Genomic DNA, 23,049 nt, shown 5'->3' with positions numbered 1-23,049 from the left:
GCGGACTGACGGCTCAGTCTTCGATGCGGCAGAGGACAGCGCCGGCGGAGATGGTCGCGCCCACCTCGGCGTTCAGGCCCGTGACCACGCCGGAGCGATGCGCGGTGATGGGCTGCTCCATCTTCATCGCCTCGAGCACCACCAGCAGATCGCCGTCGGAGACGCTCTGCCCCTCCTGCGCCACAACCTTCACGATCGTGCCCTGCATGGGGGTGGTGACGGTGTTGCCGCCGGCCGCACCCTCCGCCGCAGCCCGATGCTGACGCTTGCGACGCTGGCGCACCGCCGCCTGCGGGGCCCGCAGGGAGGCCGGCAGCGAGATCTCCACGCGCCGACCATCCACCTCGACCACCACGGACTCGCGATCCTCCGGCTCCTCCGGCTGCGCGGGCAGCGGGGAGGCCGGTAGATCGCCGTCGAATTCGGTTTCGATCCAGCGGGTGTGCACGGTGAAGCGCTCTGCGGGATCTGCGGGTGCGAACGCCGGGTCATCCACCACCGCCTGATGGAACGGCAGCACCGTGGGCAGCCCGTCGACGCGGAACTCCGTGAGCGCCCGACGGGAGCGCTCAAGTGCCTCCTGCCGGGTGGCGCCGGTGACGATGAGCTTGGCGAGCATGGAATCGAAGGCCCCGGAGACCTCATCCCCGGCCCGCACGCCCGTCTCGATCCGCACTCCCGGACCGGAGGGGACGTCGAAGCGGGTGATCCGCCCCGGGGAGGGCATGAAGTCACGGCCCGGATCCTCGCCGTTGATGCGGAACTCGATCGAATGCCCCCGCACCGGCGGGTCCACCGCGCTGATCTCTTCGCCGGCGGCGATGCGCAGCTGCTCGCGCACCAGGTCCACGCCCGCGACCTCCTCGGTCACCGGATGCTCCACCTGCAGGCGCGTGTTCACCTCGAGGAAGGAGATGGTGCCGTCGGTGCCGATGAGGAACTCGCAGGTCCCGGCGCCGACATACCCGGCTTCGCGCAGGATCGCCTTGGAGCTCGAGACCAGCTGTGCCTCCTGCGCGGCGGTGAGGAACGGCGCCGGCGCCTCCTCCACGAGCTTCTGATGACGGCGCTGCAGGGAGCAGTCTCGGGTGGAGACCACCTGAACGTTGCCGTGCTGATCGGCCAGGCACTGGGTCTCCACATGCCGGGGCGCATCCAGGTAGCGCTCCACGAAGCACTCGCCGCGCCCGAAGGCGGCGGTGGCCTCACGCACCGCGGAGTCGAACAGCTCGCGCACCTCACCCTCATCGCGCGCGACCTTGAGCCCGCGTCCGCCGCCACCGAAGGCCGCCTTGATCGCGATCGGCAGCCCGTGCTCGCGGGCGAAGGCCACGACCTCGTCGCTGTTCTTCACCGGATCCTTGGTGCCCGCGACCAGGGGCGCCCCGGCCTTCTGCGCGATGTGCCGCGCGGAGACCTTGTCACCCAGCTTCTCGATGGCCTCCGGCGGTGGGCCGATCCATGTCAGTCCCGCATCGATCACCGCCTGCGCGAAATCTGCCCGCTCGGCGAGGAACCCGTAGCCGGGGTGGACCGCATCGGCCCCGGACCGGTGGGCGATGTCCAGGATCTTGTCCACCACGAGATAGGAGCTCGCCGCCGTGGTGCCGCCCAGGGCGTAGGCATCATCGGCGATCGTGGTGTGCAAGGCGTCGCGATCCGGATCGGCGTACACCGCCACCGAGCGCAGCCCCGCGTCCCGGCAGGCCCGGGCCACGCGCACCGCGATCTCGCCACGGTTGGCGATGAGCACCGTGCGCAGCGGGCGGGGCTTCGAGGAACGAGGGGGCATCGGGAGAGGTCCTTCCGTCGGTCAGCAGAGGCCGAGTCTAGTACCGAGCCCGGCGCAGGGCGGGCATCAGGGGGCCGTATCAGGGGGCCGATGTGTCTGCGTGTGCCCACAGCTCGTGGATTCCCACGCCGATCTGGGCCAGCAGGCCGCGCAGCAGCGGCAGGGACAGGCCCACCACGGCATGCGGGTCCCCGTCGATCCGTTCGATGAACGGCCCGGCCTGCCCGTCGATCATGAACCCGCCGGCCACGCCGAGCGGCTCACCGGTGGCGACGTAGGCGTCGATCTCCGCGTCGCTGAGGTCTGCGAAGATCACCTCGCAGCTCGCGGTCGCCCCGAGCGTCGCTCCGGTGCCGCCGAGCTCCTCATCGCGGTCATCGACGATCCAGTGCCCGGAGTGCAGCACCCCGGTGCGGCCGCGCATGGCCCGCCACCCCTCGGCGGCCCGCTCCGGCGTGTGCGGCTTGCCGAGCGCCTGCCCGTCGAGCTCGAGCATTGAGTCTCCGCCGAGGACCACGTACCCGCCCTCACTGAGTGCGGTCGCAGCGAGCGCCTTCTCCCGGGCCAGCAGCAGCACCTCGTCCGCGACGCTGAGCTGCTGCCCATCGGACGCCGCCTGCGCGCGAGCGGCCTGAAGGATCGTCTCCTCCTCGAGGTCCACCGGCAGCACCGCATGTTCGATGCGGGCCCCCGTCAGGGTGGCGCGGCGGCCGGCGCTCGCCGAGGCGAGCAGCAGCAGCGGATCCGTGCCCAGGCCGATCACCGGGACTGCGCTGGCGCCGCTCATTTCAGCGCCTCCTGCAGCACATCGAGCGGCAGGCTGCCGAGCTCCAGGGCGCGACGGTGAAAGTCCTTGGCGTCCTCGCCCCGCTCGGCGCTCGCGGCCCGCAGCTGCTCCCACATGCGCTGGCCGATCTTGTAGGACGGCGCCTGCCCAGGCCAGCCCAGGTAGCGGTGCAGCTCGAAGCGCTGCTCCGCCTCCGTCACACCCCAGTGGGCGCTCATGAACTCCCAGGCCCGCTCGTAGGTCCAGGCCTCGCCCGCCTCGGAGCCCGCCAGGTGCTCGGGCATCGGCAGCTGGCAGTGCAGGCCGATGTCCAGCACCACGCGGCCGGCCCGCAGGCGCTGCGCATCGAGCATGCCCAGGCGGTCGCCGTCGTCGGCCAGGTATCCCAGCTGGTCCATGAGGCGTTCCGCGTACAGCCCCCAGCCCTCTCCGTGGCCGGAGATCCAGCACATCAGCGCCCGCCAGCGGTTGAGGTTCGCGGCCTGCAGCGTCTGGGTGCCCACCTGCAGGTGATGGCCCGGCACGCCCTCGTGGTAGACGGTCGTGGTCTCCAACCAGGTGCGGAACTCGGTGGTGCCCTCGGGGACGTCCCACCACATGCGGCCCGGGCGGGTGAGGTCCTCGCTAGGGCCGGTGTAGTAGATGCCGCCCGAGCCGGTGCGGGCGATCATGCATTCCAGGTGCGTGAGCGGTTCGGGGACGTCGAAATGGGTGCCCGCGAGCTCGGCGATCGCCCGGTCCGAGAGGTCCTGCATCCAGGCCTGCAGTGCATCGGTGCCGTGCAGGATCCGGGCGGGATCGGCATCCAGCGCCTGCTTCGCCGCGGCGACCGAGGTGCCGCCGTCGTTCCCGGCCGCGGCGTTGATGCGGGAGGCGACCTCCTCCTGCTCGGCGACCACCCGCCGCAGCTCCTCGATGCCCCAGGCGTAGGTCTCCTCGATGTCGATCTCGGTGCCCAGGAAGGTGCGCGAGTGGAGCGGGTAGGCGTCACGGCCGATGGCATCGGGCTCGGGCGCCTTGTCGATCAGGCCCCCGAGCGCATCGGCGAGCTCGCGGTAGCCCTGCGCCGCGGTCTGCGCGGCGGTGGTCACGTGCTGCTTCTGGGCGTCGCTGCCCTTCGCCTCGGTGGCGAAGCGCTCGAAGAACCCGCCGGGCGCCGCATAGGAGCGGCACTGCTCGGCGCCGAGGCGCAGCTGACGCTGTGCGGCGATGACCCCGTGCTTGGCGGCCTCGTGCAGGGACTCGACCCAGGAGCTGAGCGAGCGCGGCAGCGCACTCATGCGCGCGGCGATCACCTCCCAGTCCTCCGTGGTGTCGGTGGGCATCTGGTCCAGCACATCGCGGGACTGGATCACACAGGCGAGGTTGTTGACCTGCGCGATGTCCAGGTGCTGCTCGGCCCGCTCGATCTCGAGCCCCAGCCGTTCGGTGAGCGCGGCGCGGGTGACCGCATCGGCCGCATCCTCATCGGGCACCTCGGCGATCGCGGTGAGCATCGCGCGGGCAGCATCGGTCTGCGTGGCGACGGCAGCAGGGGAGTAGTCGGTGACCTCATGGTCATGGCCGGGCACCCCCAGGGAGGTGGCGAGGAACGGGTCCCGGCGGACGCTGTCCTCGACGTACTGATCGGCAAGACGATCCAGGGCGGTGGCTGCCCGCGCGGCGGGTGCGGAATGAGGGGTGCTCGACATGGCCGTGAGTCTAGTGGCGGGTCATGCCGAAAGAGGCGAGGAAACCCAGCCTCCACTCTCTCCAGGGTTCACACGGTTCTCCGGGTGGCGAAGCTCTCCAGGCGGTGCAGCCGCTATTGCCGGAGCGCTTGGGCGGGGTCTATACGGCTGGCGCGTATCGCTGGGACAGTGCCTGCACAGCCGGCGATGAGCATTGCGGAGATCGGCGCGAACAGGAGGAGCTTGAGATCGATGACTGGAACCCAGTGTTGAACAGCGCAGACGATCAGGATCGTGATGATGGCGAGGATGGCGCCGATCAATCCGCCGCCGAGTCCGATATAGGCGCTTTCTGCGATGAACTGGGCGCCGATCTGGGAGCGGCGAGCGCCCAGTGAGCGGCGCAGTCCGATTTCTCCGGTGCGTGTTATGACGTTGCCGGTGGCTTGGGCGGCGACGACGATCATGCCGACGAGGGCTGCGAGAGCACTGGCGCCCCAGCCGAGGCGGACGATGAGGGAGTCGACATCTCCGCGCAGACCGGACCCCGTTCCGATGGTGGAGACCTCGAGCATGCCCGGGTGATACGGGTCCAGGGCCAGGGGCAGGGAGTCGGCGACGGCGGAGGCTGCCCCGTGATCGGCCGCGACGATGAGCGAGACCGGAGACATCGCCGCCAGTGACGTGAGTGGGGCGTTGATCGGGACGAGGATCCCTGCGGTGAGCGCTTCCATACGGGGACTGGCCTCGATGACGCCAATGATCGTCACCGCGTCGCTGCCGATGAACAGGGTGCGACTGCCGAACTCTTCGGGGCGCAGACCGATCTCATCGGCCAGCGCGCGACCGATGACAGCCACCGGAAAGGCGGGGTCTACACCGACAAGAGAACGGCCGCTGATGTCCGCGTCGACGGTGCGGAGAAGATCCGGGTCGGAGGCGAACACGGGGACCCTGTGACCGAGAGCAGATCCGGGAACGCTGGAGGTGGAGACGGGGATTCCGGCTGCGGAGGCATCGATGTACCGCGATGCGCCGCGCACGCCCTCAAGGGCCGCGGCACGGGCGGCATGCTCCTCGGTGAAGGCGCGGTCCGTGCCGCTGATGTCGGGCTGAGCTATGGCGTGCACCGTGGAGGCGGCGTAGGCGTCGAAGTTGTCGGAGACCTGGAAACGCACTGTGCTCACCAGTGAGTTGACGGTGATTACCAGCGTCACGGCCAGGGCGAGGGCGATGGCAGCCACAGCGCTTCGTGTCGGTTCTCCTCGGACGGCGGAGAACGCTTCGGCGAAAGCCGGGTGAGGCTGGCGCGGCGTCGATGCTGTTCTAGTCATGCGGCCTTCGCGGTGATGCTTCGTCCGTCGATGATCTCGATGATGCGGTCCGCTCGCTCAGCGACAGCGGGATCGTGGGTGACGATGACGTGGGAGGAGTCAGCGGTGCGCAGGGAGTCCAGGAGGTCCAGGATCTGGGTGCTGCGGGCGCTGTCGAGGTTCCCGGTAGGTTCATCGGCCAGCAACAGTCTGGGGCGATGCACGACGGCGCGAGCGATCGCCACGCGCTGGGCTTCACCTCCCGACAGGGCGCTGCAGCGCGCATCGCGTCGATCATCGAGCCCGACAGCGCTCACGGCAGCCCGGACGCGATCCGGGGTGATCTCCCGACTCGGGGTGGTGTAGCGTAGCCCGAGCGCGACGTTCTGCATGACCGTGCGGTACGGGATCAGATGGAACGACTGGAAGATGAAGCCGAGCTCTCGACCACGCAGACGGGAGAGCTCTGCTTCTCCCAGCCCGCTGATGTCACGGCCATCAAGCAGAACCCGGCCCCGCGTCGGTGTGTCAAGGAGCCCCAGCATGTTCAAGGCTGTGGACTTGCCTGCGCCACTGGGTCCGATCAGGGCCACCCTCTCCCCGGCATGTACGCACAGGTCCAGCCCACGAAGAGCCTCCACGGGAGGCGGGCCAGGGAACGAGCGGTGAACGTCCTCGAGCGCGATCACCGGTACTGCACCAGTCACGATTCGCCGTCCCCGCCGGGATCTTGCCCCTCAGGTCCGCTGCCCTCTCCCGTCTGGGAGACAATCACCTCCGTGCCCTCCGCGGGGGCCGTGCTCTCCTCGAGCACCGCAGCACCGTCGATGACCTCAACAACAGTGACCGCGTGCCGCTCGGGAGTCGTCTCGTCGCCGATGCCCTCCCTAGGAGCTAGCAGCACGTAGGCGGCATCTGTGGAATCGCTGCGGACAGCACTGATCGGCACGAAGAGCACAGGGCCATCGGAGGAGGCGGTGACAACCGCAGCTCGAGCGTCGGTCCCCACGGACTCTGCAGGCAACGGTGCGTCGGGCGTGATCGTGATCGTGGACAGGTCGGGGTTGTCGGGATCAGGCTCTACCCCGCTGACCGTGCCGGTGAGCTCTTCGTCGTGATCACCGACCGTGAACGTTACGGCTTGATGAGGGGTCACGTCTGCTGCCTGGACTGTCGCGATCGACGCACTGAGCACCAGGGTGCCATCGGCCACAGTGAACAGCGTCGAGGTCTCATCCAGGGAATCGCCGACCTTGCTGCTCACATCGACGACTGCTGCCGGCAGATCACCGAGCACCACAAACAGCCCGCGGGGGATCACCAGTCCCGACTCGCCATCGCCAGCCCCTGTCTCGTCGTAATCGCCGACCCGGGCGGTGGATTGAAGGAGGTCGGTGGAGTATCCGCGGTCTGTCAGCAGACGTTCCAGGGCCCGCTGGGTTGATGGAGTAATCTCTTCGCCCATCTGTTCCGGGGCGTAGCCCGCGGCCTTGAGTCCCTTATGCAGCTGGTCGACGTCTTCCCCCCTGTCGCCCATGGTGAGATCGCGATAGAACGGGAACGCTCCAGGCAACGCGAACACCGGCTGTCCCGAAACCTCTGCCAGGAACATGCCCGGCTGGACGCTTTGACCACGCTTGATGCCCATCTTTACGAGCACGGCCGCAGCATCGTCAGGAGGAAGTGCAGGATGGACCGCCACGGTCCCGGAGTTCTGAACGGCCCCCGCTAGGGTCACCACCTGCTGGCGCTCGTCTCGCTGCACTGGGGCTGTCATCATCGGTGGTTGCAGGGGCGACGCGGCCGCTGCACGCTGCTCAGGAGTCATCATCTGCGAGCGAAGAACCGTATACCCCAGTCCCAGTCCCAACACGATCCCGATGATGAGGACAAGTGCGAGCGCTACCACGCGGCGACGCGGCTCGAACACTCCCCGTCCAGCTTCCGCGGCGTGGTCAGTCCTCGATCGCATCGGCAATGACCGCCAGATCCTCGTGGTGCTGTTCGATGAACTCGGCACGGTCATCAGCGACCAACTCCGCTTGGGCCTTTGTCAGCGGAGCCAGGCAATTCGCAAAGATTTCCCCACCTTCGAGGTTCTTTTCATCGGGCATCACATCTTCCCCGCCATACTGATGTGGCCACCAGTCCAGGAAATCGTAAACTGACGGGGGAGTGCCCGCGTCGGCGCTCCCGCCTGGAAATCCTGTCTTATCGGATAGGCATGCCTCGAATGTCGCAAACTCGTCGGGCAGGCGGGATACGTCAGCGTTCAACTCGACCTTCATCGTCCACTCCGAGTGGAGGGACTCGGACAGAGAAACTGCCTTGTGCCTCTGCCTCTTTGTGACGCTGAAATAGCACTCTAGGGTAGCGTCATTCGCCGACAGTTCAGTATCCGGAATACCATCTATCGTCCCCACGGGCCGGACTCCGCCCCTCCGGTAGCGATCGGGATCCGGAAAGGCGAACTCATTCATCTCCTCATAATAGGCGACGTAGTCGGCTGCCTTCGGGATCGCATCTGCTCGCCCCACATCCTCCAGGCACCCCTCAATCTCAGGCATGACCGTTGCCCGCAGCTGCTCCCGCAGCCACACCGGATCCGCGTAAGCTCCCTCGCCCGGGGCTGTGACCACCGCGTTCACGACGCGGGTGTCAACTTCACCCCTCGCTGAGCTGGCGCCACTGCAGCCCGCCAGAAGGACGGCGGGAAGAGTGATCGCCATCGCGGCAACCCGAACTTGTCGCACAGCAGATCCTTCCAGCAGTAGAGACTGCGCGCGCCCGGCTCGGCGCGCTGTCACACGCGAAGATCAAATTTGGTGTTGACATCCGAGTTCATGCGAAACTTGGATCCGGGGGCCAGGTTCTTAATCGCCACCCACTGGGCCTGAGAGAATCCGAAAGTATGCTTCTTTGATCCCATGGTGGAGTTTCGCCACGTGCCTCCGGAGTGGTACTGTCCCCAGCTTGTGACATAGGGTGTGAGGGTGGGGAAGTAGACGCGATTTACGTTAACGTCGAGGCAGTCTGAACCGCTTGGCTTTGTTCGAGTTTCTCTAGTCTTCACACTGTTCATTGAAACGCAATTCGCGGCGGAGCTGGGCGGTGCGGTAGAAATGTCAGACACGCCAATTATTCCAAGCGTGACAAGACCGATGGCCAGGATTCTTGCAACCCGAGTTCTCGTTGAAGCCACGACTCCCCCTCTAATGCTTTGACTTTCGAGCAGCTTCTATGGTGCCCGTCTCAGCAGGAGAATAACGGACTTTGCGAGGTTCCGCGCCGGACCGGTGGACTGTTATGAACTCGTTACCCACCGTTGGCAGGCGCGCCGGAAGGCGGGGGTAGCGGCGGCCCGGGGCGACTCCAGGAAAGCGGTGCACGGTCCTCATCGGCGACAACGGGTCGATCCGCCGATCACCAGGTCGATCCGCGGCGAGGCGGCCGACCGCCCTCAGCGGTCCCCGAACTGCCACGCGGTGGGAGTGGCCTGGGCGCGCAGGCCGTGCGCGCGGGGGTAGCACTGCGCGGGATCGTTCCAGGTCCCGGCGCCGGCTCCGCGGCCCTCGACCAGTGCGCGCTCCTCGGCCTCCAGTCGGCTGGTGACGCTCATGGCGGAGACCACTACGGCGATCGCCGCTAGCTCGTCATCGGCCAGGTACCCCTGCACCAGGCGGACACCGGAGGGAGAGACCGGGGCTGACGGCACCCCATCGGCCGGCGACGCCCCGGCCGCGACTGCGGCCTCCTCGGCCCCGCTCGTGTCGCCCGGGGCTGCCGGGTTCCCGCCCTGCGCTGCCGGGTTCCCGCCCTGCGCTGCCGTGCTCACAGCGGGATGTTCCCGTGCTTCTTGGTGGGCTGGGAGTCGCGCTTGGTGCGCAGGGCCCGCAGCGCCTTCGCGATCTGCACCCGGGTCTCGGCCGGGCGGATCACCGCGTCGATCCAGCCGCGCTCGGCCGCCGTGTACGGGGTGGCGAACTGCTCCTCGTACTCCGCTTCGAAGCGCGCCCGCTCGGCGGCGACATCCCCGCCCTCCTCAGCGACTTTCCGCAGATCCGAGCGGTGCAGGATGTTCACCGCGCCCTGCGAGCCCATCACCGCGATCTGCGCGGTGGGCCAGGCGAGGTTCACATCCGCCCCCAGCTCCTTGGATCCCATGACGATGTACGCACCGCCGTAGGCCTTCCTCGTGATCACGGTGATCAGGGGGACGGTGGCCTCCGCGTAGGCGTACAGCAGCTTCGCGCCGCGGCGAATGATCCCGCCGTACTCCTGGCCGGTGCCGGGCAGGAACCCGGGCACGTCCACAAAGGTCAGCACCGGGATGTTGTTGGCATCGCACAGCCGCACGAAACGGGCGGCCTTCTCCGAGGCATCGATGTCCAGCGTGCCGGCCAGATGGGAGGGCTGGTTGGCGATGATGCCCACGCTGTTGCCCTCGACGCGGCCGAAGCCCACCAGGACATTGCGCGCGAACATCGGCTGGACCTCGAGGAACTCCTCCTCATCCAGCACTGTGCGCAGCACTGTGAGCATGTCGTAGGGCTGATTGGGGGAGTCCGGCACGAGCGCATCCAGTGCCAGATCCGCCGCGGTCGGATTCTCCTCCAGCCGCGTGGGAAAGCTCGGGGCGGGGCTGAGGGTATTCGAGGGCAGGTAGCTCAGCAGGTCCTTGACGTATTCGATGGCCTCAGCCTCATCGGGGGCCATGTAGTGGGCCACGCCCGAACGGGTGGAGTGGGTGCGCGCCCCGCCGAGCTCCTCGAAGCCCACATCCTCCCCGGTGACGGTGCGGATCACATCGGGCCCGGTGATGAACATATGGGAGGTCTTCTCGACCATCACGATGATGTCGGTCAGCGCCGGGGAGTACACGGCACCGCCCGCCGCTGGCCCCATGATCAGCGAGATCTGCGGGATCACACCGGAGGCGCGGGTATTGCGCCGGAAGATCCCGGCGAACATCGCCAGCGACGCCACACCCTCCTGGATGCGGGCGCCGCCGCCGTCGAGGATCCCGATGATCGGCACCCCGGTCTTCAGCGCGAGATCCTGGATCTTCTGGATCTTGCGACCGTGGGCCTCGCCGAGCGAGCCGCCGAACACCGTGAAGTCCTGGGAGTACACGCACACCTGACGGCCGTCGATGGTGCCGTAGCCGGTGACGATGCCGTCGCCATCGGGCCGCTTGCGGTCGATCCCGAAGCTGCGAGCCTGATGGCGCACGAACCGGTCGGTCTCCACGAAGGAGCCTTCATCCAGCAGATCGGTGATGCGCTCGCGGGCGGTCTTCTTGCCGCGCGCATGCTGCTTCTGAACCGCCACCGAATCCGCGGCGGACACCGCCTGCGCATCCCGCTCGCGCAGATCCTCGAGGCGCTGGGCGGTAGAGAGGGGCTGCGGGGCGTCGGTCACGGAGCCTCCTGGCGTGCGCCGAAGAGCACGCGGGTCTCGGGGGTGTGGAACATCGGGATACTACGCTACGGGCCGGTCCGGGGCCTGCCACCAGCGCCGTGACCATCAGCAAGTTGACGAGGACGCACACCGCACAGGAGGGATACGCCATGCAGCACCCGGATGGGCCAGATCGCGTGCATGGCCCACTTCGCGCGGACGGCCCGGATCGCGCGGGCGGCCCGGATCGCGCTGCCCTGCGCGCTCACGTGCCGACGATGGTGCGCAGCGATGCGGTGCCCTCCACCCAGGACATCGCGGCGGCGCTGCTCGAGCAGGGGCAGCAGCCGCCCTTCGCGGTGACCGCCGTGGAGCAGACCGCCGGGCGCGGCCGACTGCAGCGCCCCTTCCGCAGCCCGCGCGGCAGCTCGCTGGCCCTCACCCTCGCCTGCCGCACCACACTTTCTCCTGCCACCCGATCCTGGCTGCCGCTGCTGGTGGGCGTCGCCGCCCATGCGGCACTGATCGCCGAGCTGCCCGCCCTCACCGGGCGCGTAGGCCTGAAATGGCCGAACGACCTGCACACCGCCGAGGGAGGCAAGCTCGGCGGCATTCTCGTGGAGGGCCGCGGGGAGGACCTGGTGCTGATGGGCATCGGGGTGAACCTGCGCGGCCCGATCCTGGATTCCGATGGGTTCCCGCTGCCGGGAGCGGCCTGGCTGCTGGGCTCCGGCGGGATGCTGGCCGCCGACGAGGTCACTGCGGGACGGGAGCTCACTGCGGGACTGGAGCCCGCGGCCGGACAAGAGCCCGCGGCCGATGGAAAACCCGAGGTCGCCCTGGAGCTCGCGCAGCTGCGGCGGCGCCTCGAGGAGACGATCGCCGGGGCGATCGTGGAGAGTCTGTGCAGGCTCGAGGCAGCCGACGGGGATGCGGAGGCCTGTGGTCTCGCAGAGCGCTACACTATGATCTGCCTCACAGTGGGGCGGTCTGTTCGGATCGACCCGCTAGGCACCGCGACCGCTGCGGCCCACCACGGCGCCCCGAGCCCCCTGCACGGGATCGCCCGCGGAGTGGACCGCATCGGTCGTCTGCTGGTCGAGGGCGAGGACGGCGTCACCGCCGTTGCGCTGGGCGACATACAGCACCTGCGGGCGCTCCCGCCCCCAGGCACCATCAGCGACCACCCTCACCCATCGCATCATCAGGAGGACCACGGGACGTGACCGGCGGCATGCATGACCTCGAGCCTGCTCGGGCGGCGGAGACCTCGCCGCCCGAGGAGCCGCGCCCGTCCGGGGAGCCGCGCCTGTCTGAGGAGCCGCGCCTGCCTGAAGCTGTCATCCCCACCCGCACCCAGGAGCTGCCGGACCTCTCCCAGACCGATGCGTCCGATGCCGACCTGGGCGACGCGCAGATCCTCGAGATGAATCGGCGCTTCGCCGAGGTGCGTCGCAGCGTCGGCGCGCTCGAGAAAGTGCTGCTGCAGGGCCCACGCCTGTTCTCTCGCCACGACCTCGCCGAGCAGCGGGACATTCCCCCGCGCCTGACCTCTGTGTACTGGCGTTCCCTGGGCTTCACTCCGGTGGACGAGGACACCGTAGTGTTCACCGAAGAGGACTCCTACGCGATCGGGGATCTCGCCGAGATCGTCCAGGACGGTCGGCTGTCCGAGCGCGGCTTCGAATCGATCACCCGGGGACTGGGCTTCCATATGGGTCGCCTGGCCATGTGGATCACCGAGGCTCTCGTGGATGAAGCCAAGTCGCGCGGCGACATGGACGACGGTGAAGCCCGCCAGCGCATGCTCGAGGAGATCCCGGACCTGCTGGACGTCCTCGAGTCGCAGGTCATGTTCGCCTTCCGCCGTCAGTTGGCCGCCTACACCGCGCGTGCCGGCAGCGAGGCTCTGCACCGCGACACCGATGAGCTGTTCCCCCTCCAGCGTGCCGTGGGCTTCGCTGACCTCGTGCAGTTCACGCGCCTGGCCCAGGATCTGCCGGGAGCGGAGCTAGCGGACATGGTGGGCCGGTTCGAGTCGATCTGCCGCGACATCATCTCCGTGGGCGGAGGGCGCGTGGTCAAGACCGTCGGCGATGAGGTGATGTTCCTGGCCGACACCCCTGAGGACGGTGCGCAGATCGCTGTCAGCCTCTCCGAGACCATCACCGACACGCCGAATCTGCCGCCGGTGCGGGTGGGCCTGGCCTGGGGGTCGATGTTCTCGCGCTACGGCGACGTGTTCGGCCCCACCGTCAACCTCGCCGCCCGCATGGAATCGGTGGCCCGGCCCGGCACCGTGGCGGTGGACCGTGAGACCGCGCAGGCCGTGGAGAAAGCCCTGCCGGGCGGCTTCCTGGTCGACGACGGGGAAGACGTGGACCTGCACGGCATCGGCGAGGTGCATGTGGCCGCCCTGCGCCGCGGCAGTTGGGCTCCGCTGGACCTCGGTCTGTGAGGGTCCCCGTCCCGGCGGGCCCGGATGTCTAGGATGGGCCCCGTGACACGCTTACTGCTCGTCGAGGACGACTCGGCCATCGCTGAACCGCTCTCCCGTGCTCTGGACCGCGAGGGGTACACGGTCACCCGCGCGTCCCGCGGTATGGACGCCCTGGCCATCGCCGCCGGAGCCGACCCCGTGGACATGGTGATCTTGGACCTGGGGCTGCCGGACCTGGATGGCCTGGAGGTCGCGCGCCGCCTGCGCAAGGGCGGTCTGGAGGCCCCGATCCTGATCCTCACCGCCCGGGCCGACGAGGTCGATGCCGTGGTGGGCCTGGACGCGGGGGCCGATGACTACGTCACCAAGCCCTTCCGCCTGGGCGAGCTGCAGGCCCGCATCCGCGCCCTGCTGCGCCGCGCCCAGGCCGCCGAAGAATCTGCCGGTGACTCCTTCGACGTCAACGGCGTGAACCTGGACGTCGCAGCGCGCCGTGCTTACGCCGACGGCGAGGAGCTGGCGCTGTCGGCCAAGGAATATGACCTGCTCACCGTCCTGGTGCGCGAGGCCGGCAGCGTCGTGACCCGCGATGACCTCATGCGCGAGGTGTGGGGCGCCGAATGGTGGGGCTCCACCAAGACGCTGGACATGCACATCTCGTGGCTGCGCCGCAAGCTGGGCGACGATGCCACCAACCCCCGGCGCATCACCACGGTGAGGGGAGTGGGCTTCCGCTTCGAGACCGGCGCGGAGAGCTGACGCGTGCGGCAGCGCGTGCTGCAGGCCACGATCATCACGGTGCTGCTGGCCGTCCTGCTGCTGGGCATTCCCCTGGGCTACTCGTGGCTGGGTCTGACCCGGCAGAACCTCGCCTCGCAGGCCAACACCATCCTGGACGAGGTGCGTGTGGACACCGAGGTGCGGCTCAAGGACGGCGGAGAGCTGGACGACGAGCTCCTGCAGCGCCGGGTCGATGAGCAGGCGGATCTGCACATCTCCATCATCGTGGTCTATGACGGGCAGACCTACTCCGCGGGCGAGCCGCCGCGTGAGGGCGGGCTGAACCGGCGCACCAACGGCGCGATGGGTCAGGCCATCACGGTGCACGTGCCCGAATCCGATGTCCGCGCCCACACGGCCGGCGCATGGGTGCTGATCATCGTCGCCGGCCTCTCAGCCCTGTCGATCGGTGTGTCGGTCGCGCTGTGGCAGGCCCAGCGGATCTCGATGCCGCTGGCCCGCCTGTCCCGCCGCGCCGAGGCGATGGGCGCCGGGCGCTCCCGCGGCCCCTGGCAGCCCTCCGGGATTGCGGAGATCGACGAGGTCGCCGAGCAGCTGGCGAACTCCGGTGCACAGCTGAACGAGCGGTTGGAGGCCGAGAGTCGCCTGGCCTCCGATGCCTCCCACCAGCTGCGCACCCCGCTGACGGCACTGTCGATGCGTTTGGACGAGATCCTGGCCACGAGCTCTGAGGAATGGGTGCGCGATGAGGCGCGGATCTCCCTGGAGCAGATCGATCGCCTCACCGAAGTGGTCCACGACCTCATCAACGCCCCCCGCTCCTCCCAGCGCCGCACACCCGGGGTGGTGGAGCTGCGCACCATCCTCACCCAGCAGAGCGAGGAGTGGTCCCCGGCCTATCGTCGGGCCGGTCGTGAGCTGCATATCCAGGTGCCGCGCAGCGCCGCGGTCTGGGGCTCCACCGGTCCGCTCACGCAGGTGATCGCCACCCTGATCGAGAACGCCCTGGTCCACGGCGGCGGCCGCACGTCGGTGAAGGTGCGCCGCAATGAGCACTCCACCGTGGTGGAGGTCACCGATGAGGGCGGCGGCATCGACCCCGAGCTCGGGCAGCGCGTGTTCGAACGCTCCGTCTCCGGGCCGCAGTCCTCCGGCACCGGCGTGGGCCTCGCGCTCGCGCGGACCCTGGTGGAGGACGACGGCGGGCGGCTCGAGCTGCTCACCGACACCCCCGCAACCTTCGGCGTCTTCCTCATCTCCGCCCCCGGGGAGGCGGACGACGGCTCCGATGCGACCGATGGGGCGAGACGGCCTGCCCGGCCGGGCCGCCGCAGCAGGCTGCCCCGGGGCCGCCGCGCAGACCGTATCCCCAGAGGTGAGCAGCCCGGCAACGCGGATGACTTCGAATCCCTCCCGCAGGGCTCGGTGGTGCGCCGCCGCTCCCGTCTGCGCCCCTGAACCTCCCCGGCGCCGCGCAGTATCTGCTCGGACGCCGCGGCGGCCACGCGGCCCAGACCACGAGCGGCCCAGGACGCGAGCAGCTCAGGACCCGAACAGCTCAGTACACTGGCCGCCGTGCCGCACACCCCGCCCCACCCCACCAGTCCTGTCCGCACCACCAGCCCTGACAGCACGAACGTCACCGCGTCGGAGCGACCCGCTGCCCGCCGTCTGGGCGTCGTGGGAGCCGGTCAGCTCGCCCGCATGATGCTCGGCCCCGCGACCGAACTCGACCTCGAGCTCGTGGTCCTCGCCACCGCCGAAACCGAGAGCGCTGCCCGAGTGGCGGCGCAGGTGCAGATCGGACGGCATGACGATGAGCAGGCGGTCGCTGCGCTCGCCGAGCAGGTGGAGGTGCTGACCTTCGACCACGAGCACGTGCCGCCCGCGCATCTGGAGCGCATCGAGGCCTCCGGCGCAGCGGCGGTGCGGCCCGGTCCTGCCGCTCTCGTCCACGCGCAGGACAAGCTGCTGATGCGCGAGCGCCTAACGGCACTGGGCCATCCCTGCCCCCGCTGGTGGCGGATCCGCAAGGAGCAGGACCTCGAGTCTGCGCTCGCCGAGGCCGGCGGACGACTGATCGTGAAGACCCCGCGCGGCGGCTACGACGGGCACGGCGTGCGCGTGGTCACCGGAGCGCAGCAGATCGCCGACTGGAGCCAGCTGCACTCCGAGCTGCTGGCCGAAGAGCTCGTGCCCTTCACCCGGGAGCTGTCCGTCCAGGTGGCCCGTCGGCCCGGCGGCGAGATCGCCACCTACCCCGTCGTGCAATCCGTGCAGCAGGACGGGGTGTGCTACGAGGTGGTGGCACCCGCCCCTGGGCTCGATGCGGCCGCGCAGCAGCGCATCCAGCAGCTCGCCGCCGCGATCGCCGCGGACCTCGAGGTCACCGGAATGCTCGCCGTCGAACTGTTCGAGACCGCTACGGGGCAGGTGCTCGTCAACGAGCTCGCCATGCGCCCCCACAACACCGGGCACTGGTCCATGGACGGGGCGGTGACCGGGCAGTTCGAACAGCATCTGCGGGCGGTGGCGGATCTGCCGCTGGGCTCGACCGCGCCGCTCGCCACCGTGACGGTGATGGTGAATCTCCTGGGCGGCCGCGCCGAGGACCTCGCCCCCGGCGCGGCGGCGGCGCTCGCCGCGGACCCGGAGCTGAAGCTCCACCTGTACGGCAAGGGGGTGCGTCCGGGCCGGAAGCTCGGTCATGTCACCCTCACCGGCGAGGACGCCGACGAGCTGCTCGAACGCGCCCACCGCGCCGAGCGTCTGATCATCGACGGGCCGGACTCTGTCCCGCACCCGGGCGCGGTCCAGCAGCCCGATCCCGATGAGCGCCCTGCCCCCACCCAGCACCCTGACCACCCGGAAGGCGCGTGAGATGCCATGAGCACCCGAACCGACCAGCCCCTGCCCGGCACCGATGAGACGCCCCTGGTGGGCATCGTCATGGGCTCCGATTCCGACTACCCGACCATGCGCGCCGCCGAAGAGGCGCTGGCCGAGTTCGCAATCCCCTGTAGCGTGGAGGTCATTTCCGCTCACCGCATGCCCGAGGACATGGTGGCCTGGGGGCGCGGCGCCGCCGAACGCGGGCTGCGCGTGGTGATCGCCGGCGCCGGCGGCGCCGCCCACCTACCGGGCATGCTCGCCTCCCTCACCGCACTGCCCGTGATCGGGGTGCCGGTGCCGCTGAAGCACCTCGACGGGATGGACTCGCTGCTGTCGATCGTGCAGATGCCCGCGGGGGTGCCGGTCGCCACCGTCTCGATCGGCGGGGCGCGCAACGCCGGGCTGCTGGCCGCGCGGATCCTCGGCGCCGGGGACGATGAGCGCGCCGCCGCGCTGCGCACACGCATGGCGCAGTTCCAGGACGAGCTGCGCGACCTCGCGATCGCCAAGGGGGAGCGGCTGCGAGAGCAGCGGTGAACCAGCAGCAGGGTCCTGCCCGGGCAGAGGGCCGGATCGCCTGGCTGGACCTCGGCCGCGGGATCTCGATCCTGCTGGTCGTGCTCTACCACGTGGCCGTCGGCTCCGGCACGGCCCTCTGGGCACTGCCCGAGGGGCCCGTCGCGCGGATCTGGCGCGAGGCGAACCTCGCCCTCGTGCCGCTGCGGATGCCACTGTTCTTCCTCATCGCCGGGCTGCTCGCGGCCCGGGCGGTGCGCCGCCCGCTGCGGGCGGTGCTGCGCCCCCGGCTGCTCGATCTGCTGTGGCCCTACCTGCTGTGGAGCCTGCTGTTCTGGGCCACCGGATGGCTGCGCTACGCTCCGGGCGAGCCGCTGGGATTCCTGCGTCAGGAGATCCTGGGCCTGCTGCAGCTGGCCTCCCCGTACTGGTTCATCGGCGTGCTGCCGATCTTCTTCCTCTTGGGCCGCTGGGGGCAGGGACGCCCCCGACTGCTGCTGAGCGTGGCCCTGCTGTTCCATCTGCTCGCCCCCGCCGGGCAGCAGCTGCTGCGGGAGGCCGGGCACAGCGACCTCGCCTACGGCATCTTCCAGCTGACGGACAACGCCCTGTGGTACCTGCTGGGGCTCGTGCTGCACCGGCAGATCCGGGCCCTCGCGGAGGGAACACGGCGCCGAGCGGCCCTGCTCGGCGGCACGGGGCTCGTCGGGCTGTTCGTCCTGCTGGCCCTGCTGCTCGTGCTGCCTGGGAAGGTGCCCGCCTGGCCGGTGGTGCGGGGCATCGAGCTGGCCGCGTCGCTGGCGGGTCTGACCGCCGCGGTGCTGCTGCTGCCCCTGCTGGCCCGCTCCCGGGGCCTGCGTGCGTTCGGCGCGCTGCTGGGGCGGCGCACCCTGGTCATCTATCTCGTCCACCCGATCGTGCTGAACCTGGTGGTGCTGCTGTGGCGGCAGGGTGGTCTTGCCGCACAGCTGGCGCACCCGCTGGTAGATCTGCTGCTGGTGCCGACGGTGTCGGCCGTGGCGATCATCACTGCCCTGGGAGTGGAGGCGATGGTGCAGCGCACCGGCCCACGCTGGCTGCTGCAGGCGCCGGGCATCTAAGACGTCTGAGACCCAGGTGGGGAGATCCGGTGCATGCTCCGCGGCGAGGCCCGGTGTCCTCTCGTCCGTCCAGTGCTGCGCGGTAAGGTCCGGGGTATGGAATCCAGTGCAGATCGCGCCGGGGTGCGCATCGTGGAATCAGCGGATGTCGCCGATGACGCCCGGATCGGCAGCGGCAGCTCCATCTGGCACCTGGCCCAGGTCCGAGAGGGAGCCCAACTGGGCACCGACTGCGTGATCGGACGCGGCGCGTACATCGGCACCGGGGTGCAGATGGGCAACGCCTGCAAGGTCCAGAACTACGCCCTCGTCTATGAGCCCGCGCAGATGGCCGACGGGGTGTTCGTCGGCCCCGCCGCGGTGTTCACCAACGACCATTTCCCGCGCGCCGCCAACCCCGACCTCACCGCGAAGTCCGCGAGCGACTGGGAGAGCGTCGGTGTCACCTGCGAGACCGGCGCCTCGATCGGGGCGCGCGCCGTGTGCGTGGCGCCCGTGACCATCGGCGCCTGGGCGATGGTGGCCGCCGGCGCCACCGTCGTGAAGGACGTCCCGCCCCACGCCCTCGTGGCCGGGGTGCCGGCGAAGCGGATCGGCTGGGTGGGCCGCTCCGGCGAGAAACTGGTCCACGCCTCTGACGGCACCGATTCCTGGGTGTGCCCTGCCACCGGCGAGTGGTACATCCCCGATGACTCCACCGGCGGGCTCCTGCTCGCCTCCTCACCCCTGGCCGACGCGCCCCGCCCGGCCTCCCTGACCGATCCCGACGAACAGGACGGCGAGAACGCATGAGCACCGATCAGTCTTTCATCCCGCCGGCGAAGCCGATCATCGGCCAGCAGGAGCGCGACGCGGTGGACCGCGTCCTCGCCTCCGGCATGGTCGCGCAGGGCCCGGAGGTCGCGGCCTTCGAGCAGGAGTTCGCGGACGTGCTGGTGGGCGGCCGCGAGTGCGTGGCAGTGAACTCCGGCACCTCCGGGCAGCATCTGGGCATGCTCGCCCTCGGGCTGAAGCCCGGCGAGGAGGTCATCGTCCCGTCCTTCACCTTCGCCGCGACCGCGAACTCCGTCGCCGTCGTCGGTGCCACCCCGGTCTTCGTGGATGTGGACCGCGAGACGTTCTGTATGGACCCCGCCGCCGTGCGCGCCGCGATCACTGAGCGGACCGTCGGGATCCAGCCGGTGCACCTGTACGGCCACCCCGCCGCGATTGATGAGATCATGCAGATCGCCCGTGAGCACGAGCTGTGGGTGCTCGAGGACGCTGCCCAGGCGCACGGCGCCACCTGGCACGGCACCCCCGTGGGCGCCTTTGGCGACGCCGCGATGTTCTCCCTGTACCCCACCAAGAACATGACCTCCGGCGAGGGTGGAATGGTGGCCTGCGCCGATGCGGACACCGCGCGCATGGTGCGCCTACTGCGCAACCAGGGCATGGAGAAGCAGTACGCCAATGAGGTGGCCGGCTTCAACAACCGCATGACGGACATCCACGCCGCGATCGGCCGGGTGCAGCTGACCAAGGTCCTGGACTGGACCCGTACCCGCCAGGAGAACGCCGCGTTCCTCGATGAGAATCTCGAGGGCGTGGTCACTCCGGTGGTCCGCGAGGGTGCCACCCACGTCTACCACCAGTACACGATCCGTGTGAAGGGAGCCAGCGCGGCCGAGCGCGATGCCTTCGCCACCGCTCTGCGCGAGGAGCACAAGGTGGGCTGCGGCGTGTACTACCCCACGCCCGTGCACCGCCTGGACACCTTCGGGCAGGAGCTGGAGCTGCCGGTCACCGAGATGCTCGCCCGCGAGGTGCTCTCCCTCCCGGTCCACCCGAGCCTGAGCGCCGAAGACCTCGAGCGCATCGTCGCCGCCGTGAACACCGTCGCGAAGGCAGGAGCCTGATCATGAGCCAGAAGAAGACCCTGCGCGCCGGACTGATCGGCCTGGGCATGATGGGCCGCCACCACGCCCGGAACCTCCGCGCCCTGGACGGCGTGGACCTGGTGGCCGTGGCGGATGCGCACGGTGACCCGCACGGGGCCGCTGCCGGCATGGAGGTGCTGCCCGATGTCGACGCCCTGATCGCGGCGGGCATCGACTATGCGGTCGTGGCTGTGCCCACCCAGTTCCACCGCGATGTGGCGATCGCCCTGGCTGACGCCGGGATCCACACGCTGGTGGAGAAGCCGCTGGCCTTCGATATCGCCGAGGCCGAAGAGATCACCGCCGCCTTCGAGAAGGCGGGCCTGGTGGGCGCGGTGGGCTACATCGAGCGCTACAACCCTGCGCTGCAGGAGATGCGCAAGCGCATCGCCGGCGGTCAGCTGGGGGAGATCTACCAGATCGCCACCCGCCGCCAGGGCGGCTTCCCCGCCCGTATCGCCGACGTCGGCGTGGTCAAGGACCTCGCGACCCACGACCTGGACCTCACCGCCTGGGTCGCGCAGTCCTCCTTCGCCTCCGTCGCCGCGACCACCACGCGTCGCTCCGGCCGCGAGGACGAGGACATGGTCTCGATCGCCGGAGAGCTCGCCGACGGCACCATCACCGGGCACCTGGTCAACTGGCTCTCCCCGTTCAAGGAGCGCGTCACCATCGTCACCGGCGAGAAGGGCGCCCTGGTGGGCGACACCCTCAACGCGGACCTCACCTTCCACGCCAACGGCGAGAACCCCACGAACCTGTGGGAGTCCATGGCCTCCTTCCGCGGCGTGAGCGAAGGCGATTCGGTGCGCTACGCCCTGCAGCGCACGGAGCCGCTGGCCACCGAGCACCAGGCATTCCGCGATGCCGTGCTGGGCGTGGACACCACCAACATCGTCACCATGCGCGAAGGCCTGGGCACGGTGCGCGCCATCGAAGCGGTGCTCGTCTCGGCGCGCGAGGGCCGCGTGGTCGCCCCGGAGGGGATCACCGCTCGTGCGTGAGCGTCGTCGCGCTGCCCGGCGGGCGATCCCCCTGATCGCAAGGGGGCTGCGGCATCTGCCGGGCCGCGTCGGCGGCATGGGCACCTACTTCGCCGCCCAGGAGGATCTCGCCCGTCACGGCGCGCAATCCTCCTGGCGTGAGGCGGTGGAGCGCCTGCTGCGCCTGTCCGACCGCGACCATGCGCGCGGCCGGATCTCCTCAGCGCTGACCTGGTTCGACAAAGCGCTGCGCATCACCTACGACGGGGCGCTCCACCAGGCCGGGCAGTCCCCCCTGGCGGCTGATCCCGAGCCGGTTCTGCGCCCGCTGCGCAGCGCGAGCATCGGCACGCTGCTGATCGACGGGACCATCGACCCTGCTGTGCGCCCCACCGCCCCGCCGCCCCGGGACTGGGCGCCGGGAGAGCCATTGCGTCTGCTCGTCCTCGCCCAGGCGAACTGGACGTTCATCCACCCCGTGATCGAGGCGCTGCGCGCCCGCGGCGGGATCGAGATCCGCGAGATCGACGTCGACGAGCTCGCCGCCCCCGGCATGCCGGACCGCGATCGCCTGCTGCGCGCACGCTATGACGCGATCACCCGCGGGGCGCTCCTGCCCACCCCGCCCGAGCTCGCCGCGGCGTTCGACTGGGCCGATACGGTCCTCGTGGAGTGGGCGCACCATGTGCTGACCTGGGTGACCCTGCTGGATCGCGCCCCGCGCCTGCTCACCGCACGGATGCACCGCTTCGAAGTGTTCACCCCCTTCGCTCTGCTGCATGACTATCCGCGGATCGACCGGCTGCTGCACGTCTCCCCGCCCGTGCGGAGGATGCTCGACGCCATCGCGCCGCAAGCCTCCGTGGTCCCTGCCAGCCAGGTGGGGAACCTGCTGCAGCACGGCCTGGGCCCCGAACCTGCCGGTGAGCGGGACCCCGCGCTGCTGGTGCAGGTGGGGTGGCTGCGCCCGGTCAAGGACGTGATGTTCACCCTGGACGTGCTCTCGGCCCTCCGGGAGCGCGACCCCGCCTTCCAGCTGCGCCTGATCGGTCCGCAGCTGCCGGATGATCCCGCGGACGACACCCCGTACCAGCAGCAGGTCCGACGGCGCCTGGCCGACTTCCCGCCCGCGGCGATCCAGGTGCTGGGTCCGCGCCAGGACGTCCCCGCGCTGCTGGCCACCTCCGGGATCGTGCTGTCCTCATCCCGGCACGAAGGTACCCATGAAGCGGTTATGGAAGGCCTGGCTGCGGGCTGTCCGGCCGTCGTGCGCGACTGGCCTGACACTGTGCCCTATGGCGGAGCCCGCACCATCTACAGCGATGAGTGGGTGGTCCCCGATGCGGCTGCCGCCGTGCAGCGGATCCTCGCCCTGCAGGATGAGCAGACCTACGCCCGGGCCGCGCAGGCCGCACGCGCCTTCGCCCTCCAGCACCGCGATCCCGAGCAGGTGATCGACGGGTACACCCGCGCCATCTTCCCGCGGTGATATCTGT

General features: G+C 69.7%; 20 protein-coding genes. 11 read left to right on the top strand and 9 right to left on the bottom strand.

The window, feature by feature from the left end; translation table 11 throughout:
- Nucleotides 1-13: 13 nt before the first annotated feature.
- From MU407_RS01105 to MU407_RS01065, 9 genes are all read right to left on the bottom strand, one after another.
- A complete protein-coding gene (locus MU407_RS01105; protein WP_246954759.1) occupies nt 14-1,792 on the bottom strand; it encodes a biotin carboxylase N-terminal domain-containing protein in 1,779 nt (592 codons plus the stop codon).
- 79 nt (nt 1,793-1,871) lie between these two features.
- Nucleotides 1,872-2,579 (bottom strand): Maf family protein, encoded by a 708-nt coding sequence (locus tag MU407_RS01100; protein ID WP_102235039.1) that lies wholly within the window; start codon nt 2,577-2,579, stop codon nt 1,872-1,874.
- Nucleotides 2,576-4,270, bottom strand: a complete 1,695-nt coding sequence (locus MU407_RS01095; protein ID WP_246954757.1) for a DUF885 domain-containing protein — start codon at nt 4,268-4,270, stop codon at nt 2,576-2,578. The genes MU407_RS01100 and MU407_RS01095 overlap by 4 nt, the downstream gene beginning before the upstream one ends.
- A gap of 113 nt (nt 4,271-4,383) precedes the next feature.
- Complete coding sequence (locus MU407_RS01090) at nt 4,384-5,493, bottom strand: ABC transporter permease (protein WP_246954756.1); 1,110 nt, start codon at nt 5,491-5,493, stop codon at nt 4,384-4,386.
- Nucleotides 5,494-5,579: 86 nt separating this feature from the next.
- Complete coding sequence (locus MU407_RS01085; RefSeq protein WP_255407866.1) at nt 5,580-6,203, bottom strand: ABC transporter ATP-binding protein; 624 nt, start codon at nt 6,201-6,203, stop codon at nt 5,580-5,582.
- A gap of 62 nt (nt 6,204-6,265) precedes the next feature.
- The gene (locus MU407_RS14430; protein WP_158239341.1) at nt 6,266-7,492 is read right to left on the bottom strand and encodes an HlyD family efflux transporter periplasmic adaptor subunit; all 1,227 of its coding nucleotides are present in this window, start codon (nt 7,490-7,492) and stop codon (nt 6,266-6,268) included.
- 25 nt (nt 7,493-7,517) lie between these two features.
- Nucleotides 7,518-8,291, bottom strand: a complete 774-nt coding sequence (locus tag MU407_RS01075) for a hypothetical protein (RefSeq protein ID WP_102235044.1) — start codon at nt 8,289-8,291, stop codon at nt 7,518-7,520.
- Nucleotides 8,292-9,022: 731 nt separating this feature from the next.
- On the bottom strand, nt 9,023-9,397 hold the full coding sequence (locus MU407_RS01070) for a hypothetical protein (protein ID WP_246954754.1): 375 nt from the start codon (nt 9,395-9,397) through the stop codon (nt 9,023-9,025).
- The gene (locus tag MU407_RS01065; RefSeq protein WP_102235046.1) at nt 9,394-10,983 is read right to left on the bottom strand and encodes an acyl-CoA carboxylase subunit beta; all 1,590 of its coding nucleotides are present in this window, start codon (nt 10,981-10,983) and stop codon (nt 9,394-9,396) included. The genes MU407_RS01070 and MU407_RS01065 overlap by 4 nt, the downstream gene beginning before the upstream one ends.
- A 149-nt stretch (nt 10,984-11,132) precedes the next feature.
- Here MU407_RS01065 and MU407_RS01060 point away from each other — a divergent pair, with 149 nt between their 5' ends.
- The 11 genes from MU407_RS01060 to MU407_RS14425 all read left to right on the top strand — a co-directional run bounded on the left by MU407_RS01060 (nt 11,133) and on the right by MU407_RS14425 (nt 23,042).
- Nucleotides 11,133-12,188 (top strand): biotin--[acetyl-CoA-carboxylase] ligase, encoded by a 1,056-nt coding sequence (locus tag MU407_RS01060; protein WP_102235047.1) that lies wholly within the window; start codon nt 11,133-11,135, stop codon nt 12,186-12,188.
- A complete protein-coding gene (locus MU407_RS01055; RefSeq protein ID WP_233190590.1) occupies nt 12,185-13,420 on the top strand; it encodes an adenylate/guanylate cyclase domain-containing protein in 1,236 nt (411 codons plus the stop codon). Before MU407_RS01060 ends, MU407_RS01055 begins: the two co-directional genes overlap by 4 nt.
- Nucleotides 13,421-13,462: 42 nt before the next feature.
- Nucleotides 13,463-14,161, top strand: coding sequence for a response regulator transcription factor (locus MU407_RS01050; RefSeq protein WP_102235048.1), 699 nt, complete (start codon nt 13,463-13,465; stop codon nt 14,159-14,161).
- Nucleotides 14,162-14,164: 3 nt separating this feature from the next.
- On the top strand, nt 14,165-15,601 hold the full coding sequence (locus MU407_RS01045; protein WP_102235049.1) for an ATP-binding protein: 1,437 nt from the start codon (nt 14,165-14,167) through the stop codon (nt 15,599-15,601).
- Nucleotides 15,602-15,718: 117 nt separating this feature from the next.
- Nucleotides 15,719-17,023 (top strand): 5-(carboxyamino)imidazole ribonucleotide synthase, encoded by a 1,305-nt coding sequence (locus MU407_RS01040; protein WP_348647989.1) that lies wholly within the window; start codon nt 15,719-15,721, stop codon nt 17,021-17,023.
- A 6-nt stretch (nt 17,024-17,029) separates the two neighbouring features.
- Nucleotides 17,030-17,572 carry a 5-(carboxyamino)imidazole ribonucleotide mutase gene (purE, locus tag MU407_RS01035; protein ID WP_102235051.1) on the top strand — a complete coding sequence of 181 codons (543 nt, stop codon included), beginning with the start codon at nt 17,030-17,032 and terminating at the stop codon, nt 17,570-17,572.
- Nucleotides 17,569-18,651, top strand: coding sequence for an acyltransferase (locus MU407_RS01030; RefSeq protein ID WP_102235052.1), 1,083 nt, complete (start codon nt 17,569-17,571; stop codon nt 18,649-18,651). Before purE ends, MU407_RS01030 begins: the two co-directional genes overlap by 4 nt.
- A 96-nt stretch (nt 18,652-18,747) precedes the next feature.
- The gene (locus tag MU407_RS01025) at nt 18,748-19,443 is read left to right on the top strand and encodes an acyltransferase (RefSeq protein WP_102235053.1); all 696 of its coding nucleotides are present in this window, start codon (nt 18,748-18,750) and stop codon (nt 19,441-19,443) included.
- On the top strand, nt 19,440-20,549 hold the full coding sequence (locus MU407_RS01020) for a DegT/DnrJ/EryC1/StrS family aminotransferase (protein WP_246954752.1): 1,110 nt from the start codon (nt 19,440-19,442) through the stop codon (nt 20,547-20,549). The genes MU407_RS01025 and MU407_RS01020 overlap by 4 nt, the downstream gene beginning before the upstream one ends.
- A gap of 2 nt (nt 20,550-20,551) precedes the next feature.
- On the top strand, nt 20,552-21,574 hold the full coding sequence (locus MU407_RS01015) for a Gfo/Idh/MocA family oxidoreductase (protein WP_102235055.1): 1,023 nt from the start codon (nt 20,552-20,554) through the stop codon (nt 21,572-21,574).
- The gene (locus MU407_RS14425) at nt 21,567-23,042 is read left to right on the top strand and encodes a glycosyltransferase (RefSeq protein WP_246954750.1); all 1,476 of its coding nucleotides are present in this window, start codon (nt 21,567-21,569) and stop codon (nt 23,040-23,042) included. Before MU407_RS01015 ends, MU407_RS14425 begins: the two co-directional genes overlap by 8 nt.
- Nucleotides 23,043-23,049 lie beyond the last annotated feature (7 nt).

Origin of the sequence: Brachybacterium sp. Marseille-Q7125, from assembly GCF_023062615.1 — a bacterium.
Taxonomy (GTDB): Bacteria; Actinomycetota; Actinomycetes; order Actinomycetales; family Dermabacteraceae; genus Brachybacterium.
The sequence above is the reverse complement of the archived record's forward strand: the minus strand, read 5'-3'. Positions and strand labels throughout refer to the sequence as shown.

Coding starts and splice junctions, on each gene's coding strand:
- MU407_RS01105 (WP_246954759.1), bottom strand. CDS start 1,792: ATGCCCCCTCGTTCCTCGAAGCCCCGCCCGCTGCGCACGGTGCTCATC.
- MU407_RS01100 (WP_102235039.1), bottom strand. CDS start 2,579: ATGAGCGGCGCCAGCGCAGTCCCGGTGATCGGCCTGGGCACGGATCCG.
- MU407_RS01095 (WP_246954757.1), bottom strand. CDS start 4,270: ATGTCGAGCACCCCTCATTCCGCACCCGCCGCGCGGGCAGCCACCGCC.
- MU407_RS01075 (WP_102235044.1), bottom strand. CDS start 8,291: ATGGCGATCACTCTTCCCGCCGTCCTTCTGGCGGGCTGCAGTGGCGCC.
- MU407_RS01060 (WP_102235047.1), top strand. CDS start 11,133: ATGCAGCACCCGGATGGGCCAGATCGCGTGCATGGCCCACTTCGCGCG.
- purE (WP_102235051.1), top strand. CDS start 17,030: ATGAGCACCCGAACCGACCAGCCCCTGCCCGGCACCGATGAGACGCCC.
- MU407_RS01025 (WP_102235053.1), top strand. CDS start 18,748: ATGGAATCCAGTGCAGATCGCGCCGGGGTGCGCATCGTGGAATCAGCG.
- MU407_RS01020 (WP_246954752.1), top strand. CDS start 19,440: ATGAGCACCGATCAGTCTTTCATCCCGCCGGCGAAGCCGATCATCGGC.
- MU407_RS01015 (WP_102235055.1), top strand. CDS start 20,552: ATGAGCCAGAAGAAGACCCTGCGCGCCGGACTGATCGGCCTGGGCATG.